This window comes from Seonamhaeicola marinus, assembly GCF_008085455.1.
In genome coordinates, this window is the sequence record NZ_VSDQ01000409.1 from 101,307 (window position 1) to 117,413 (window position 16,107).

Consider the following 16,107-nt stretch of genomic DNA (forward strand, 5'->3'; position numbering starts at 1 on the left):
TAATTATCTTTCCAATAAAATTGCGGCATATTATTTGTGGTTTGGTTTGCATATGAAAAAACTTCTATTCCTTTTTATTGTTATTCTACCCTTCCTGTCTTTTGGTCAAGCTAACAAATTGTACAGAAAAGCGCTTAGAACTGTTGATTTAGATGAGAAAATTAAGCTATTAAACGAAGCTATAAAACTAGACGGAAACCACCTGGACGCCTACTTCTTGCGTGCTCTAACTAAAAATGATGTTGGCGATTATAGTGGAGCTATTCTAGATTATTCTAAAATCATTTTGAACAAACCCGATGCAGACTCTTATTTTAATAGAGGAAACTCAAGGTTCAGCCTAAAGGATTTGGTTGGGGCGAAAAATGATTATGAAAAGGCCTATGAATTAGATTCAGGCTTCATTGATGCACTTTACAGTTTAGCTTGTGTAAAATATGATTTAGAAGATTATAGAGGGGCAATAGAGAACTTTAACAGCGTATTGAAAATAGCGCCTAATTTCCCCAATGTTTACATGTTAAGAGCATCTTGTTATAAAGAATTAGATCTACCCAAAAAAGCTTTAGCAGATTATTCTTTGGCTATCTATATTTCACCAAACGCAAACACTTATTATAATAGAGGTGTTTTTTATATGGATATTAATTATTATGCTAAGGCCAATAGAGATTTATCTAGATCATTACGTTTAAACAACAACAATACTTTTGCGCATTTTTATAGAGGCGCTTCTTTTCTATTACTTGGAAAATACGAAAATGCCATTGAAGATTTTTCAAACGCTTTAAAATTAGACTCTTTAGACTTTGATGCCTATTTAGGTTTAGCCCTCACCTATTACAAAATGAACAATTTTCCTAAGGCTAAAGAAAATTTGGATAGGGCAAAACAGATTATAAATACCGACAATAGTTCGACATCTCCAGAGGTTTATGAGAACACCTATTGGTATCAAAATCAATATTACTTTTTCGTTAATAATATAGCGGAAATGGAAAAAATTTAACAAAAACCTTAAATACAAATTCTCTTACATCGGCATAGTTTTTGATATTTCTCAGCTATGAAATACCGCCTGCTACTTTTACTTAGTTTTTCTTTTGTGTTAGCTTTTAGCCAAACCAAAGAATTATATCTTAAATCTTTTACCACTAAAGATTTAACCAAAAGAATTGAGATTCTTAACAAAGTAATCGCCATAGACTCTTTACATTCGCATGCCTATCATCAAAGAGGGTTGGCTCAACACGATTTGGGTAATTTAGAAGATGCCTTAGAAGATTATAAAAAAGCTTGTATTATAAGTCCTAAATTCCTTAAAGCGAGGTACGATATGGCTTGCTTACTTTTTGATCTAGGGGATTATACCGGCACTATAAAACATATAAACAAGGTTATTGAATACACTCCTAAAAATGCTGTTTTAACCTTACCAGATATTTTTTTAATTAAAGCCCATTCATTCAAATACTTAAAAAAATACAAAGAAGCACATGCTAATTACCATTGGGCAACTTCAATTTATCCAAGTGCTCATAGTTATTACGAAAGCGGTTTGTTCTTAATGGAGAGAAAACAATTTGAAGAGGCTCATAGGCAGTTTCTTAAGTCTAAGGCTCTAGATAACAACAACCCTTTTGTGCATTTTGCCCTAGGTTGTTCTAATCTATTGCTGGACAAACCTAGAAAAGCTGTTAGAAATTTTAAAAACGCTTTAAGTTTTGATAAAAATGACTACGACTCTCACCTTGGGCTGGTGATGTCATATTACAAACTTAATGATTCACAAAATGCAGAAATAAACTTAAAACATGCCAAAGCCCTATTAAATATTCAATACATTTTGTATAACAAAAACAATTTTAAAGGCACGTATTGGTACGAAAATCACCCCAATTTCTTTGACGAAAACATGAAAGCATTAAAAATGAATTTAATATCATCATCTAACTAAACTTTAAATTTTTGCGGCAAATGCACTAATTTCTTAGTTTCAAAAAAGTCTTCGGAATAATAGTCTGTTAGATTATAAATTTTGGCTGTAGTATAATCCTTGAGTTCTTCCGTTAAATCGCCCCCTTTGAGATACAAAATTCCATTTTTTATGTCATGGTTCTGTTTTTTTGAAACTTTACCCTTTACCCAATGAACAAAAGTAGGCATTGCTGCTACTGCTCTACTAACAATAAAATCATACGTATCATTAATCTCCTCTACCCTGCTATGTGTTGTTTTTACATTAGTTAAACCTAATCCGTCCACAACCTCATTAACCACTTTTAATTTTTTGGCAATACTATCAACCAAATGAAAAGAACAATCAGGAAACATGATAGCTAAAGGAATTCCAGGAAAACCACCTCCAGTACCAACATCCATTATTTTAGCCCCCTCTTTAAACGAAATAAGCTTAGCAATAGCCAATGAATGTAATACATGACGTAAATACAACTCATCAATATCTTTTCTAGAAACTACATTTATTTTTAAATTCCAGTCTTGATATAAAGCTTCTAACTTTTCGAACTTTGATATTTGATCTTCTGAAAGGTTTGGGAAATATTTTAAGATTAATTCCATTAACTTCTACTTTTTAAACAAAAATTGAATTTTCTTATATAGTTGAATAATTCTGTTAAATTTTCAACAAAAATATGTTTTCATATCCACTTTTTTACAAAAAAACGTTATTACTTAAATTGGTTTATACCTATCTTTGCCGGTCGATAGGAATGAGCTATAACGATTTAGAAAAAAATTAATAGTATGACTAAACAAGCCCTTACTTTTTCAAGAGTTGATTCTGCAAAGTTTTTTAAAACATTAAACAAACGTGTAAATAACTACTTTAAAGAAAACAACATAAAGCGTACAGGAAACTGGAAACTTTACACTAAGGCTATTATTATGTTTGCAATATTTGTTGCGCCTGTTGTTATTGTGTTCACCCTAAGAGATCTCCCTGCTTGGGCTCAAATTCTTTTAATGATTACCGTTGGAATTGGAATGGCAGGTGTTGGAATGAATGTTATGCATGATGCTAACCATGGTTCATTTTCAAGTAAAAAATGGGTTAATAAACTAATGGGAAGCAGCATATATATCTTAGCTGGAAATGACTATAACTGGAAAGTACAGCACAATGTACTACACCATACATATACTAATATTCAGGGACATGATGAAGATATTGATGCGGGTAGAGTAATTAGGTTTTCTAAGCACGCTAAATGGTTTAAATTTCACAAATACCAAAAGTATTATGCCTTTTTCTTATATGGTCTATTAACAGCAAATTGGGCTATAACAACAGATTTTACACAAACTTATAACTACCTAAAAAGAAAACTGGCTTATGGTAAGTTTCCTAATCCGGCAACACAATGGACCAAATTAATTATTGGAAAAATTGTTTATTATGCTGTTTGGATAGTTTTACCTCTTTTCTTAGGTTTTGCTTGGTGGGAAGTTTTAATTGGCTTTTTAATTATGCACTATACCGCTGGAATTATTTTAAGTGTAATTTTCCAATTAGCTCATGTTATGCCTAATACAGAAATGCCTTTACCAGATGAAGATGGTAATATGAAAAACACATGGGCAATACACCAATTGTTTACAACATCTAACTTTTCTCCAAAAAGTTGGTTAGTTGGGTTTTACACCGGCGGTTTAAACAGACAAGTAGAACATCACTTATTTGCTAACATTAGCCATATACACTACAAAAAAATAGCTAAAATAGTTAAAGAAACAGCTCAGGAGTTTAGTCTACCATATAACGAGTACAACACCTTTTGGAAAGCCGTTTCTGAGCACTATAATCAACTTAAAGAACTAGGTAAAAAACCTAGTTTTGCATAACAAATAAATATCTTACACTAACACTTATTAACTAAAAATGAACTTACTATCTGACAGAATTTTGAGCATGTCAACCTCTGCAACTTTAGCTATGGCAGCTAAAGCGAGAGAATTAAGAGGCGAAGGAAAAGATATCATTGGTTTAAGCCTTGGCGAACCTGATTTTAAGGTACCTGATTTTGTAAAAGACGCGGCTATAGACGCAATTAACGAAGGTTATAACTCCTACACTCCTGTAGATGGCTACGGCGACTTAAAAGACGCTATAATTACGAAATTTAAGCGCGATAACAATTTAACCTATTCCCCTTCTCAGATTGTAGTTTCAACTGGGGCTAAACAAGCTCTATTTAATGTAGCAGGTGTAATGCTGAACGATGGTGATGAAGTTATATTACCTTGTCCTTATTGGGTAAGCTACTCTGATATCGTAAAATTATTTGGAGGTGTTCCTGTAGAAGTAAAAACTTCTATTGACACAGATTTTAAAATGACTGCTGAACAATTAGAAGCTGCCATTACGCCAAATACTAAAATGATGTGGTTTAGTTCACCTTGTAATCCAAGTGGATCTGTTTACAGTAAGGAAGAATTAGAGGCTTTAGTAAATGTTTTAGCAAAATACCCAGATATTTATGTTGTTTCTGATGAAATTTACGAACATATTAATTACGGAAAAGGACATACTAGCATAGCAGAATTTGAAGACATGTACGATCGCACGATTACTGTAAATGGTGTTTCTAAAGCTTATGCCATGACTGGATGGCGTATTGGGTTTATTGGCGCTCCTGAAAAAATTGCGAGAGCATGTAATAAATTACAAGGACAAACTACCAGTGGAGCTAACTGTATTGCGCAGCGTGCTGTTATAACTGCTTTAAACGAGTCTCCATCTCGTATTAAATATATGATTGATGAGTTTAACGTGCGTAGAGATATGATTCTAGGACTTTTAAATGACATTGAAGGGTTTAAAACAAATACTCCTGATGGTGCATTTTATGTATTCCCAGATGTGTCTGCTTTCTTTGGAAAAACCTTAAAAGGAAAAACTATTAATAATGCTACAGATTTCTCTTTATATCTGTTAGAAGAGGCTTTAGTAGCAACCGTAACAGGTGATGCTTTTGGAAACCCTAATTGTATTAGAATTTCTTATGCTGCATCTCAAGAACAAATTAAGGAAGCTATTAGCAGAATAAAAGCTGCTGTTAGCTAGAAAAATATATTCTTATTTAAATAAAAAGCCACTGTTGTTACAGTGGTTTTTTATTTATACATAATATAGAAATACAGCAATAACAATTGCCATAATTATTGAGATAGCAACTAGTCTTTTATTTCTAATTCTTTTATTCTCCTGAATAACTTTTTCCCTAATCAACTTTAATTGATGGGGACTTGTTTCAGAGACCTTAAGCACTAATTTGTCCTTATTTTTACTCCCAGATAAAGTGTTTTTTAATTTCCCTTTCTTGGATAGTAAATTTCTATTATTTTTTAATGAGGCTATTGCACTCATCATTGCTCCACCTCCACCCATAATTTCATTTATTTTAAGTTAAACCAATGTATAGCGTAATCATTCAATTTTATTTATTGAATAAAGTCAAAATCTAGGCTAGCCTTTGAATAAATCACAAAGCTCATTTAAATCAAAATTCATAGCCCTACACCATATATGTAGTAAAACACTTAAAAGTGTTACAAAAAGATCACTAACAGGTAAAAAAGAAAGTGGATACTCTTAGTTCTATTGTAAAACATCATTAACAGATGTCTCTCTAAAGAAATTTATGAAAACACAGCTATAAGAAGAGAAGCAAACAGACCTACTTTTAGCATTACACCAACACCTGAGATTAAGTAGTATTGTCTGTTTTTAATTTGTCGTTTAATACTAAACAAAGAGTTTTTATTGTTTTTGCGAAGATTTACTCTTACAATACGTTTATAAGTTGAGTTTAAAATCCCTTCTGGTTCAAAATCTTGTTCTGTAATTAAAGTTTCCATAATGTTGATTATTTTTAGTTTATACAATATCAACGAATTAACTTCAATTTTGTTACAAACCAAACATAAGACTCTAAAAATCAATATATTAAACAATAAAACCATCAATAAAAATTGATGGTTTTAAATTCTCTCTGTTATTAGATAAATTAATTAAAGCCCAAAAAATATCTAAAACAACCGACACAAAGGAATGGGTTTTATCCATTTATCCATTGTGGTTTTCCCACATATTTTCTTCACTTATATCAATTTACACTAAAACAATATATATTTTTGTTTATCCAATTGTTAAAAATTTAACTACAAAACTGTTAAAAAAAATATTCATGGCCGCTAAACATACTAAGCTTTTAATTATTGAAGATCATAAAATTATAGCTCAGGCTTATGAAACTATTATAAATACGATTGAAGAATTTGATTTTAACATATCCTTTGCCCATAATTGCGATGACGCCGTTAAGCAAATAAACACATCAAAAAATAGAATCGCAATTTTAGATTTACAATTACCAATCTCGGAAAATGAAAGGTTTATTTGCGGTGAGGATTTAGGGCTTCTTATCCGAGAAAAATCACCAAATACCAAAATATTAATTCTAACCAGTATAACGGACCAAGCTAGAGTTCTAAGTATTATCAGTGAGATTAACCCTGAAGGTTTTATGATTAAATCCGACATTGAGTCTAAAGATTTAAAAACAGCTATAGTAAATATACTTAATGGGAAAAAAAGTTACAGCAAAACTATTCAAGCCCTTTCAAACACTACAACGGTAAATGGGCTTACTATAGATGATTTTGATAGACAAATTCTGTATCATTTGTCAATGGGAGAAAAAACCAAAGATCTTACTAAGTTTATACCATTGTCTACAAGAGCAATAGAAGTGAGAAAAACTAAGCTAAAAACGCTATTGGATTCCGAGGATAATGGCACTTTTAATTTAGTTAAAAGCGCTAAGAAGTTAGGTTACGTATAACCGCGTATTTTTTACCTATTTCTCCAAAAGAAAGGTGTAAATAGAATTAATACTGTAAACAGCTCTAAACGTCCAATAAGCATTAAAAACGAAGCCCACCATTTAGCTAAAGCAGGCAATGCAGCGTAATTATTTACCGGCCCAAAATCTCCCAAAGCAGGTCCTACGTTCCCTAAAGTAGAGGCAGAAAGACCTATTGCTGAATCAAAATCTATATCGAACATTGAAAAAACCAGTGCACCTATAATAAAAGACAGCATGTAAAGAATAAAAAATGCCAATACATTAAACACAATAAATCTATTAATTGCTCTATTATTGTAACGTACAGGAACAATAGCGTTAGGATGAAGTGTACGCTTAAACTCTAAAAACCCGTTTTTAATTAGAATTAAATGGCGAACCACCTTTACACCACCAGAGGTACTTCCTGCAGAACCTCCCAGAAACATCAATCCAAAGAAGAAAACTGTTAAAAACGGAGTCCATAACGTATAATCTGCGGTTACAAATCCAGTTGTAGTTACTATTGCCAGAACTTGAAACAGCGCATGCCTAAATGCACTTTCTGCCTTTCCTAGTACCATGGGATGATCAATAGAAGAGGCACTTACATCTGCCCTAAAATATATTATAAGAGCGGCAATAACGGTAAAAACAGTAATGAATTTAAAATAAAGTTTAACTTCTTCATCAGCTAAAATCTTTTTTACTTTACCTGTAAAAGCAAAGTAGCTCAATACAAAATTAGTTCCCGCTAAAAACATAAAGGCTATAATAATGTATTGAATGAGTGGTGAATAGTTCCAATATGCAACACTAGCATTCTTCGTTGAAAAACCACCTGTAGACAACGTACATAAAGCATGGTTAATGGCATCAAAAAAGGACATTCCTGCAACACTTAACAAAATAGTTTCAGCTGCAGTATAACCAAAATATATAAGCCATAATCTTTTTGCTGTATCTGTTATTCTTGGATGTAACTTATCACCACTAGGTCCAGGCGCTTCTGCGGCAAAAAGCTGCATTCCTCCAATTCCAAGTAAAGGTAAAATAGCTATGGCTAAAACGATAATCCCCATACCACCAATCCAGTGCGTTAAACTTCTCCAAAAGAGAATTCCTTTTGGCATAGCTTCAATATCATTTAATATAGAAGCCCCTGTGGTTGTATACCCAGACATGGTTTCAAAAAAGGCATTCGTAAACTCAGGAATACTTTGAGTAAATACATAGGGCAAAGTCCCTGAAAGCGACATTACTACCCAACCAAAGGCCACAACGATATAGCCTTCTCTTTTATTAATTTCCTTTTCATGTTTTCTTGTAAAAAACATTACTACACCCCCTATAACCAAAGTGATAATGCCTGCTAAAAACAATTGAGGGGTAACACCATCTTTGTACAAAAGACTCACCAAAGAAGCCAATAACATAAAGCCACCATTAAATAGCAGCAATAGCCCCATAAAGTGAAAAATAATTTTATAATTAAGCTTCATTAAAGGAATAGTTTTTCAACACGTTTAATGGACTTAAGTAAACAGCATACAACTACACGGTCTCCTTTTTGAATAACAAAATCACCAAGAGCAATCATACCTTTACCATTTCTAATAACGCCTCCTATAATAGCAGTTCTTGGAAAATCGATATTTTTTATGGCTTTGTAGCATACCTCAGATGTGTCTTTAACCTCAAATTCTAATAATTCGGCATTCAAATTACTAAGCTTGGTCATGGCTACTACTTCTCCCCTGCGTATATATCTAAAAATATTGTTTGCAGCTAAAAGCTTTTTATTTATTAAAGTATCTATGCCTATAGAATGAGATAAATCAAAATAATCCATATTCTCAACCAAAGCTATAGTCTTTTTAACTTCTTTAGATTTAGCCACCAAACAAGACATTATGTTAGCCTCAGAATTTGGTCCAACAGCAACAAAAGCATCCATTTCGCTAATATTCTCTTCATCCAACATATCAACATTCCTTCCATCACTATTTATTACCAGAACCTTGGTTAGTTCATCTGCTATTTCAAAAGCGCGCTCTCTATTTCCCTCTAAAAGCTTTACATTTAAACCTTTTTCACTTAAATCTTTAGCAGTTTTAAAAGCTATAGGAGAACCTCCCAAAATCATCACATTTTTAATCTCACGATTTACCTTTCCGGTAAGTCTGCAAAGTTCATCTGCTCCTCCTTCTGAAGTTATAAAAACAACGGTATCTCCTCTTTTAAACTTTGTATCTCCTCTAGGGATAATCGTATACTGGGTTCCAAAACGCTGAATAGCAATAGGAACAAAATGAATTTCTGGAAAAATATCCGCAGCCTCTTTTACCGATTTACCAACAAAAGATGCCGTACTAGATAATGTTAATCCTGCCATAGTTAAGGCTCCACCCTCAAACTCATAATTTTCATTAAAAGAAGATTGTTTTAAAGACAACTCAATTTCTGCTGCGGCAAGTGCTTGTGGTGAAATAAGTTCATCAATACCAAACTTGGTAAACCCAACCTCATCTTTATATTTTATGAATTCCGTATTAGAAATTCTGGCAATTGTTTTTTGAGCCCCAAGCTGCTTAGCTAAAACACTTATGGTAATGTTAGTAGTCTCACTAGATGTAACTGCAATAAATAAATCTGTTTGTTCTACTCTAGCCTCTTTTAAAACAGATATAGAGGTTGCATCTCCTTTAACAACTCTAATATCTAACTGAGAATTTGCATAGGCTAAACTCTTTTTATTGGGGTCTATTAACGTGATTTCCTGAGATTCGTAAGACAATAATTTAGCCAAATGAAACCCTACTTCTCCGGCTCCAGCAATTATTATTTTCATTTCCTATTTATCATAAAAAGTAGGGCAAATATAGTATAAATTACATAGAGCGTTGTTAATTCATGCCAATATAATATTTACTTAAGTATTCATTTTAGGTTTTTTATAGTAGCGATAAATTGTGTAGGTTTGCCAAAAATTATTGGTTTGTCAAAAATAAAACCCTACAAAGACAGCGATTTAGGCAAAAAGGAACAAGTAACCAAAATGTTCGATACCATTTCTGGTGATTATGATGGTTTAAATCGTGTTATTTCTTTTGGTATTGATGTTAAATGGAGAAAAAAAGTAGTTGAACTTGTTAGAGCTACCAATCCAGAATCTATTTTAGATATTGCCACCGGAACTGGAGACCTTGCCATTAATTTAGCAAAAACTAACGCTTCTAAAATCATAGGTTTAGATATTAGCAGCGGAATGCTAGAAATTGGTAAAGAAAAAATTAAAAGCAAAGGTCTTAATGATAAAATTGAAATGGTTTTAGGTGATAGTGAAAACATGCCTTTTGAAGATAATACGTTTGATGCCATTACTGTTTCTTTCGGAATCAGGAACTTTGAAACCCTTGAAAATGGTTTAAAAGAAATTTTAAGAGTTTTAAAACCTAATGGTGTATTTGTAATTCTTGAAACTTCTGTACCAACCAAGGCTCCCTACAAACAGGGTTATAAGATTTATACTAAAAGTATTTTACCTCTTATAGGTAAGATTTTCTCCAAAGACCGAAGTGCGTACAAATATTTAAGCGAATCTGCCTCTGTTTTTCCTCATGGTGAGGCTTTAAACAATATTTTGCGTAAAATTGGGTTTATTAATGTTGAAGATTTTCCGCAAACCTTTGGTGTGGCAACAATTTATAAATCATCTAAGTAATTCCTAATGAAACGACTTTTTCTATTGATAGCATTTTTACTAGTAATACAAGTTACTAATGCCCAGTTATTTAAAAAAGAAAAAGTAACTTATGATGCCAATCAAGGTAGGGGGTCTACAGATAATAACTTATTACGTTGGGGGTATTTCCTCGGTTTTAGTCATTATGACTTCAACTTTGATTATAACGAAGATTTACGTGATATTTATGTAAAAAGAAGTCCTGGTTTTAATGTTGGTTTAATTGGTAATTTAAGAATTAATAGCTTTTTAGATTTACGTTTAGAACCTGGATTATTTATTACAAATAGAGAGCTGTATTATGGTGCCGATAATTTTGACAATACAACTACTCTAAGAGACAATGACTTTATTAGAGAAGTAAAATCCACTTACATTCATGTACCTTTACTTTTAAAGATTTCAACAAAACGTATAAATAATTTTAAACCGTTTATAGTCGGTGGCGTTTCAACAGCTCTAAACCTTTCTAGCAACGAAAATAACCCCGAAGACAATAAGAACGGACAGTTTAGGACCAAAAAAAATAATTTCTTTTATGAACTTGGTTTTGGTATTGACCTCTATTTGTACAATTTTAAATTCACACCATCAATTAGGGGTATCTTTGGACTAAACGACGAATTAGTAAGAGATGAAGATCCTAATAGTCCTTGGACAAGCAATATTACTAGCATGAAAACTAGAGGTGTTTTTGTGAATTTCACATTTCAATAAACTAAACTATCCTCTTCTAAACTCACTCAAAAGAATAGCCGTTGCAGTGGCTACATTTAAACTTTCAGTTTCTTGAAGTTCTCCAAACCTAGGTATAGAGATTTTATCTGTTATTAAATCTTCAACGGCCTTAGATATTCCATTAGCTTCATTCCCCATAACTAGAATACCGTTATCTACTAATGTAGTTTTATAGACATTATCACCATTCATAAATGCCCCATATTTAGGCGGTTTAGTAGTCTTTAAAAAAGATACTAAATCAACATAACTAATATTTACTCGTGTAATTGAGCCCATGGTGGCTTGAATTACTTTGGGGTTAAAACAATCTACCGTTTCTTTACTACAGACCAAATCTGTTACTCCAAACCAATCACACAGTCTTATTATAGTTCCTAAATTTCCAGGATCTCTAACACTATCTAATGCTACAATTAATTTCGAAGTGTCTATGGGGTGCTCCTTGGGTATATTAAAAACTGCCAAGGCTTTGTTTGGCGTTTTTAAGAAGCTAATTTTTTTTAATTCAGCTTCTGAAATTAAAAATTCTCGTTTGGCATCAATATTGAAGGTTTCAGTCGTATATAAAGCGTAAAGCTTCACACTAGATTGCAAAAGTTCTTTTATTGTTTTAACACCTTCAACAACAAAAAAACCATGCTGTTGTCTATATTTTTTTTGCTTTAAACTCGTTATTAATTTTATCTGACTTTTAGAGAGCATATAAACTATAATAGATTGGTATTATTTTATAAAGAAAATGAAAATATCTGGTTAAGCTTATCCGAGAGCAAAATTATTGAATTAATATTTGGAAATAGTTTATTTTTGAACAGGTTTTTAGACCTCTCTATTTCCGTAAACTAAAAAAACATAACCTAATTTAACTGTTTTCATTTGAAAAAACGTTTTTCAAAAATATTATTACTTATAGTTTTTATTGAATGTTTTACGGGTTGCGAATCTACCAAAAGAGTTGCCGAAGACCAATATTTACTTACCAATAACAAAGTAATTGTTAATGGTAAGAAAACAAGTTCCGAAACTATAAACAATTTAATTAGCCAAAGTCCTAATAGAAAAATATTAGGAGTACCTCTTAGACTTCATATTTATAACTTGGCTAGGCCTAATCGAGATTCGCTTTTCGAAGTATGGTTAGATAGTAAACCAAAACGTAGGGCAAGGTTAACAAAAAACATTTCTAAAAAGCAGGTTAATCAATTAAAAGAAACTTCGGTAGGGTTTAATAATTGGTTAAAAAAGACTGGTGAGGCTCCTGTTGTTTTAAATTCAGCAAAAACGAAAAAAAGTAAAAGAAATTTAGAGCTTTATTACAAGGCTAATGGTTGGTTTGATAATGAAGTTACTTTTGAAGAAAATAAAACCGATAATAAGCGAGCTAGTGTAACGTATAATGTTACTACCGGAGCTCCAAAAATCATAGATTCTATTTATTCTACTATTGGATCTGAAGTTATCGACTCAATTTATAAAGCTTCTCTACCTGAGAGCTTCATAGAAAAGGGGGAACAGTACAGAGACATTCACTTAATTAATGAAAGAGAACGCTTAACTAATGCTTTTAGAAACTCTGGCGTGTTTCATTTTACCCAAGACAATATTAGTTTTGATGTTATAAAAAATCTTCAAGATCAAAATGTAGATATTGATGTTCTTATTAGTGATAGAGCCATTACAACTCCAGATTCAATACGAAGAGAACCTTTTAAAATTTATGACATTCGCGAAGTCAATATCATAACCGATTATTCGTATAGTAAAAGAAATCAACCTTTTCAAGACTCTATTAGATTTGGAGGTTACAATCTGTATAGTTTCGGTAAAATGCGTTACAAACCCCGAGCACTTACAGATGCTATTTTTATAACACCGGGAGATTTGTTTCGAGAAAAAGATCGTACATTAACTTACAGACATATAAATCAATTACGAACGTTTAAATACCCTAATATTGAGTATGCTGAAAATTTAGACAATTCACTTTCAAGTATAATACGACTTGCTCCCTTAAAAAAATTCAGTCTAAGCTTAGGTGCAGATATCTCTCAAAGTAATATTCAGACTGTAGGTTTTTCTGTTAATCCGAGTTTATTAATACGAAATGTCTTTAGAGGTGCAGAAACATTTCAAATTTCTGCTCTTGGTTCTTTAGGAGCTTCCAAAGATGATAACAACGATGATGCCTTTTTTGATATTCTGGAGTATGGTGTAGATTTAAAACTAACCATACCAAGACTACTTTCCCCTTTTTACACAGAACGCATCATACCAAAACACATGTCTCCCAATACCAAAATTGGCTTAGCACTTACAAGCCAAACTAATATTGGTTTAGATAAGCAATCACTTAGCGGAACTTTTAATTACAACTGGTTTCCAAGTAATGGAAAGACTAATAAATTAGATTTATTTAATGTTCAATATGTTAGAAATTTAAATCCTGAAAAATATTTTAATATTTATCAGAACTCATTTAGTCTTCTAAATAACATTGCTAAAGACGTTGACTACACTGTAGACGATTTAAACATTCCGAATGCCGATAACCCTGTTAATGAAGCTAATGAATTCATAGATTACGCCTTAGCTGACCCAACACCTTCCGAGATAACAAACGATCAAAGACAGACCATAAATGGCATTAAAGAGCGACGAGATCGTCTTACTGAAAACAACTTAATTTTATCAACGGCATTTAGTTTTACAAATGACGGTAGAACAAACTTATTTGATGAAAACTTTTCAATATTTAAGTTTAAAATAGAATTTGCAGGAAATTTGCTGGCAAATACCTCTAAACTTCTAGGTTTAAAAAAAGATGAAAATGGTAGATACCGTTTACTAGATGTAGCCTATTCGCAATACGCTAAAACAGAATTTGAATACACTAAGCATTGGGATTTAGGAAAGAAAAATGTTCTTGCCATGAGAAGCTTCTTTGGCATTGCTATACCTTACGGCAATTCTAGCAATATTCCTTTTTCGAAAAGTTTCTTTGCAGGAGGACCTAATGATAATAGGGCTTGGACTGCCTACCGTTTAGGTCCAGGAAGCACTGAATCATCTAATGAGTTTAATGAAGCCAATTTAAAACTTGCATTTAACCTAGAACAGCGATTCAATGTATTTGAAAACCTTAATGGAGCACTTTTTGTAGATGCCGGAAATATTTGGAATGTCCTAGATGATGTGGAGGATGACAATGCCACATTCACAGGCTTTAGATCTTTAAAAAACCTTGCTATAGGTTCAGGTTTTGGTCTCCGATACGACTTTAGTTTCTTTGTTTTTAGATTTGATGTTGGATTTAAAACTTACAATCCAGTGTATCCCGAAGGTAATAGGTGGTTTAGAGATTATAACTTTTCAAATGCTGCATATAACATAGGTATAAACTACCCTTTTTAACTTTTTTTTACCCTTTTCACTATAACGTTTTAGTGTTATTTTATTCCTATCATGACAAAAAACCACAAGTAATATTGTAAAAATTAATTACTTTTGATGCCATTATTTACAAATTAAATTAAAACAAAATGGGACACAATATTAAACCTGGAGTAGCTACAGGATATGAGGTGCAAGAAATCTTTAAACTTGCAAAAGAAAAAGGATTTGCTTTACCAGCTGTTAACGTAATTGGTTCTAACGCTATAAATGGTGTTTTAGAAGCAGCTGCAGCTTTAAATGCTCCTGTAATTATTCAATTTTCTAATGGTGGTGCTCAATTTAATGCAGGAAAAGGATTAGGAAACGAAAATCAAAAAGGTGCTATTCAAGGTGCTATTGCTGGTGCTAAACATGTTCACACAATGGCAGAAGCTTATGGTGTTCCAGTAATCTTACATACAGACCACTGCGCTAAAAAGTTATTACCTTGGATTGATGGTTTATTAGATGCTAGTGAAAAACATTTTGCAGAAACTGGAAAATCTTTATTCAGTTCTCATATGATTGATCTATCTGAGGAGCCAATTGAAGAGAATATTGAAATTTGTAAACAATACTTAGAGCGCATGAGCAAAATGAACATGACTCTAGAGATTGAATTAGGAATTACAGGAGGTGAGGAAGATGGTGTTGACAACACTGACGTTGATGATTCTAAATTATACACGCAACCAGAAGAAGTAGCATATGCTTACGAAGAATTAAGTAAAGTAAGTGATCAGTTTACAATTGCGGCTGCTTTTGGTAATGTACACGGGGTATATAAACCAGGAAATGTAAAATTAACTCCAAAAATCTTAAAGAACTCTCAAGAATACATCACAGAGAAATATGGTGTAGGTCATAATCATATAGACTTTGTATTCCATGGTGGATCAGGTTCTACTGTAGAGGAAATTAGAGAAAGTATTAGCTATGGCGCTATTAAAATGAATATTGATACGGATTTACAATATGCTTTCATGAGTGGAATCCGTGATTATATGGGTGAAAAATCAGAATATTTAAAAGCTCAAATAGGTAACCCTGAGGGAGATGACGTTCCTAACAAAAAATTCTATGATCCACGTGTTTGGTTACGTGAAGGAGAAAAAACTTTTGTAGATCGTTTAAAGAAAGCTTTCGAAGACTTAAACAACGTAAACACATTATAATAAACGTGTTAAGCAATAAAAAAAAAGACTCTGTTCAAACAGGGTCTTTTTTTTGTGCCTAATTATACGAAAAAGTTATATGCGTGCATTGCAATAATAACTTGGTGTGTTACCACAAAAATAAAAAAAGGCTTAATTTTGT

At 32.3% G+C, this 16,107-nt stretch carries 15 protein-coding genes; 9 read left to right on the forward strand and 6 right to left on the reverse strand.

The window, feature by feature from the left end:
* Positions 1-52 precede the first annotated feature (52 nt).
* Together FUA24_RS05690 and FUA24_RS05695 are read left to right on the forward strand one after the other, a co-directional pair.
* Complete coding sequence (locus FUA24_RS05690) at positions 53-1,009, forward strand: tetratricopeptide repeat protein (RefSeq protein ID WP_148540453.1); 957 nt, start codon at positions 53-55, stop codon at positions 1,007-1,009.
* 57 nt (positions 1,010-1,066) lie between these two features.
* Entirely contained in the window at positions 1,067-1,957 is an 891-nt protein-coding gene (locus tag FUA24_RS05695; RefSeq protein ID WP_148540455.1) for a tetratricopeptide repeat protein, read from the forward strand.
* On the opposite strand, the gene rsmG is transcribed toward FUA24_RS05695, so the two are convergent.
* On the reverse strand, positions 1,954-2,583 hold the full coding sequence (rsmG, locus tag FUA24_RS05700) for a 16S rRNA (guanine(527)-N(7))-methyltransferase RsmG (RefSeq protein WP_148540457.1): 630 nt from the start codon (positions 2,581-2,583) through the stop codon (positions 1,954-1,956). The two genes, FUA24_RS05695 and rsmG, sit on opposite strands and share 4 nt — an antisense overlap.
* A 186-nt stretch (positions 2,584-2,769) precedes the next feature.
* Here rsmG and FUA24_RS05705 point away from each other — a divergent pair, with 186 nt between their 5' ends.
* Both FUA24_RS05705 and FUA24_RS05710 read left to right on the forward strand, forming a co-directional pair.
* The gene (locus FUA24_RS05705) at positions 2,770-3,867 is read left to right on the forward strand and encodes a fatty acid desaturase family protein (RefSeq protein WP_148540459.1); all 1,098 of its coding nucleotides are present in this window, start codon (positions 2,770-2,772) and stop codon (positions 3,865-3,867) included.
* Positions 3,868-3,904: 37 nt separating this feature from the next.
* Positions 3,905-5,089 (forward strand): pyridoxal phosphate-dependent aminotransferase, encoded by a 1,185-nt coding sequence (locus FUA24_RS05710; RefSeq protein ID WP_148540461.1) that lies wholly within the window; start codon positions 3,905-3,907, stop codon positions 5,087-5,089.
* 54 nt (positions 5,090-5,143) lie between these two features.
* On the opposite strand, the gene FUA24_RS05715 is transcribed toward FUA24_RS05710, so the two are convergent.
* Complete coding sequence (locus tag FUA24_RS05715) at positions 5,144-5,413, reverse strand: hypothetical protein (protein ID WP_148540463.1); 270 nt, start codon at positions 5,411-5,413, stop codon at positions 5,144-5,146.
* 251 nt (positions 5,414-5,664) lie between these two features.
* Positions 5,665-5,883: a hypothetical protein gene (locus tag FUA24_RS05720; RefSeq protein ID WP_148540465.1), complete on the reverse strand. Its 219-nt coding sequence runs from the start codon at positions 5,881-5,883 to the stop codon at positions 5,665-5,667.
* A 329-nt stretch (positions 5,884-6,212) separates the two neighbouring features.
* Here FUA24_RS05720 and FUA24_RS05725 point away from each other — a divergent pair, with 329 nt between their 5' ends.
* Positions 6,213-6,869, forward strand: coding sequence for a response regulator (locus tag FUA24_RS05725; protein WP_148540467.1), 657 nt, complete (start codon positions 6,213-6,215; stop codon positions 6,867-6,869).
* A gap of 11 nt (positions 6,870-6,880) precedes the next feature.
* On the opposite strand, the gene FUA24_RS05730 is transcribed toward FUA24_RS05725, so the two are convergent.
* Complete coding sequence (locus FUA24_RS05730) at positions 6,881-8,374, reverse strand: TrkH family potassium uptake protein (RefSeq protein WP_148540469.1); 1,494 nt, start codon at positions 8,372-8,374, stop codon at positions 6,881-6,883.
* Entirely contained in the window at positions 8,374-9,723 is a 1,350-nt protein-coding gene (trkA, locus tag FUA24_RS05735; protein ID WP_148540471.1) for a Trk system potassium transporter TrkA, read from the reverse strand. The genes FUA24_RS05730 and trkA overlap by 1 nt, the downstream gene beginning before the upstream one ends.
* A gap of 147 nt (positions 9,724-9,870) precedes the next feature.
* On the opposite strand from trkA, the gene ubiE reads away from it, so the two are divergent.
* Both ubiE and porT read left to right on the forward strand, forming a co-directional pair.
* A complete protein-coding gene (gene ubiE / locus FUA24_RS05740; protein ID WP_187388182.1) occupies positions 9,871-10,596 on the forward strand; it encodes a bifunctional demethylmenaquinone methyltransferase/2-methoxy-6-polyprenyl-1,4-benzoquinol methylase UbiE in 726 nt (241 codons plus the stop codon).
* Positions 10,597-10,602: 6 nt separating this feature from the next.
* On the forward strand, positions 10,603-11,334 hold the full coding sequence (gene porT, locus FUA24_RS05745; RefSeq protein WP_148540473.1) for a type IX secretion/gliding motility protein PorT/SprT: 732 nt from the start codon (positions 10,603-10,605) through the stop codon (positions 11,332-11,334).
* Between the two features lie 6 nt (positions 11,335-11,340).
* On the opposite strand, the gene FUA24_RS05750 is transcribed toward porT, so the two are convergent.
* The gene (locus FUA24_RS05750; protein WP_148540475.1) at positions 11,341-12,060 is read right to left on the reverse strand and encodes a TrmH family RNA methyltransferase; all 720 of its coding nucleotides are present in this window, start codon (positions 12,058-12,060) and stop codon (positions 11,341-11,343) included.
* Between the two features lie 174 nt (positions 12,061-12,234).
* Here FUA24_RS05750 and tamL point away from each other — a divergent pair, with 174 nt between their 5' ends.
* Positions 12,235-14,769 carry a translocation and assembly module lipoprotein TamL gene (gene tamL, locus FUA24_RS05755; protein ID WP_148540477.1) on the forward strand — a complete coding sequence of 845 codons (2,535 nt, stop codon included), beginning with the start codon at positions 12,235-12,237 and terminating at the stop codon, positions 14,767-14,769.
* A gap of 128 nt (positions 14,770-14,897) precedes the next feature.
* Positions 14,898-15,965: a class II fructose-bisphosphate aldolase gene (gene fbaA, locus FUA24_RS05760; protein WP_148540480.1), complete on the forward strand. Its 1,068-nt coding sequence runs from the start codon at positions 14,898-14,900 to the stop codon at positions 15,963-15,965.
* Positions 15,966-16,107: the final 142 nt, after the last annotated feature.

What these genes read in the sequence shown, in the direction of transcription:
- FUA24_RS05690 (WP_148540453.1), top strand. Translation starts at nt 53, where the DNA reads ATGAAAAAACTTCTATTCCTTTTTATTGTTATTCTACCCTTCCTGTCT.
- FUA24_RS05695 (WP_148540455.1), top strand. Translation starts at nt 1,067, where the DNA reads ATGAAATACCGCCTGCTACTTTTACTTAGTTTTTCTTTTGTGTTAGCT.
- rsmG (WP_148540457.1), bottom strand. Translation starts at nt 2,583, where the DNA reads ATGGAATTAATCTTAAAATATTTCCCAAACCTTTCAGAAGATCAAATA.
- FUA24_RS05705 (WP_148540459.1), top strand. Translation starts at nt 2,770, where the DNA reads ATGACTAAACAAGCCCTTACTTTTTCAAGAGTTGATTCTGCAAAGTTT.
- FUA24_RS05710 (WP_148540461.1), top strand. Translation starts at nt 3,905, where the DNA reads ATGAACTTACTATCTGACAGAATTTTGAGCATGTCAACCTCTGCAACT.
- FUA24_RS05715 (WP_148540463.1), bottom strand. Translation starts at nt 5,413, where the DNA reads ATGGGTGGAGGTGGAGCAATGATGAGTGCAATAGCCTCATTAAAAAAT.
- FUA24_RS05720 (WP_148540465.1), bottom strand. Translation starts at nt 5,883, where the DNA reads ATGGAAACTTTAATTACAGAACAAGATTTTGAACCAGAAGGGATTTTA.
- FUA24_RS05725 (WP_148540467.1), top strand. Translation starts at nt 6,213, where the DNA reads ATGGCCGCTAAACATACTAAGCTTTTAATTATTGAAGATCATAAAATT.
- FUA24_RS05730 (WP_148540469.1), bottom strand. Translation starts at nt 8,374, where the DNA reads ATGAAGCTTAATTATAAAATTATTTTTCACTTTATGGGGCTATTGCTG.
- trkA (WP_148540471.1), bottom strand. Translation starts at nt 9,723, where the DNA reads ATGAAAATAATAATTGCTGGAGCCGGAGAAGTAGGGTTTCATTTGGCT.
- porT (WP_148540473.1), top strand. Translation starts at nt 10,603, where the DNA reads ATGAAACGACTTTTTCTATTGATAGCATTTTTACTAGTAATACAAGTT.
- FUA24_RS05750 (WP_148540475.1), bottom strand. Translation starts at nt 12,060, where the DNA reads ATGCTCTCTAAAAGTCAGATAAAATTAATAACGAGTTTAAAGCAAAAA.
- fbaA (WP_148540480.1), top strand. Translation starts at nt 14,898, where the DNA reads ATGGGACACAATATTAAACCTGGAGTAGCTACAGGATATGAGGTGCAA.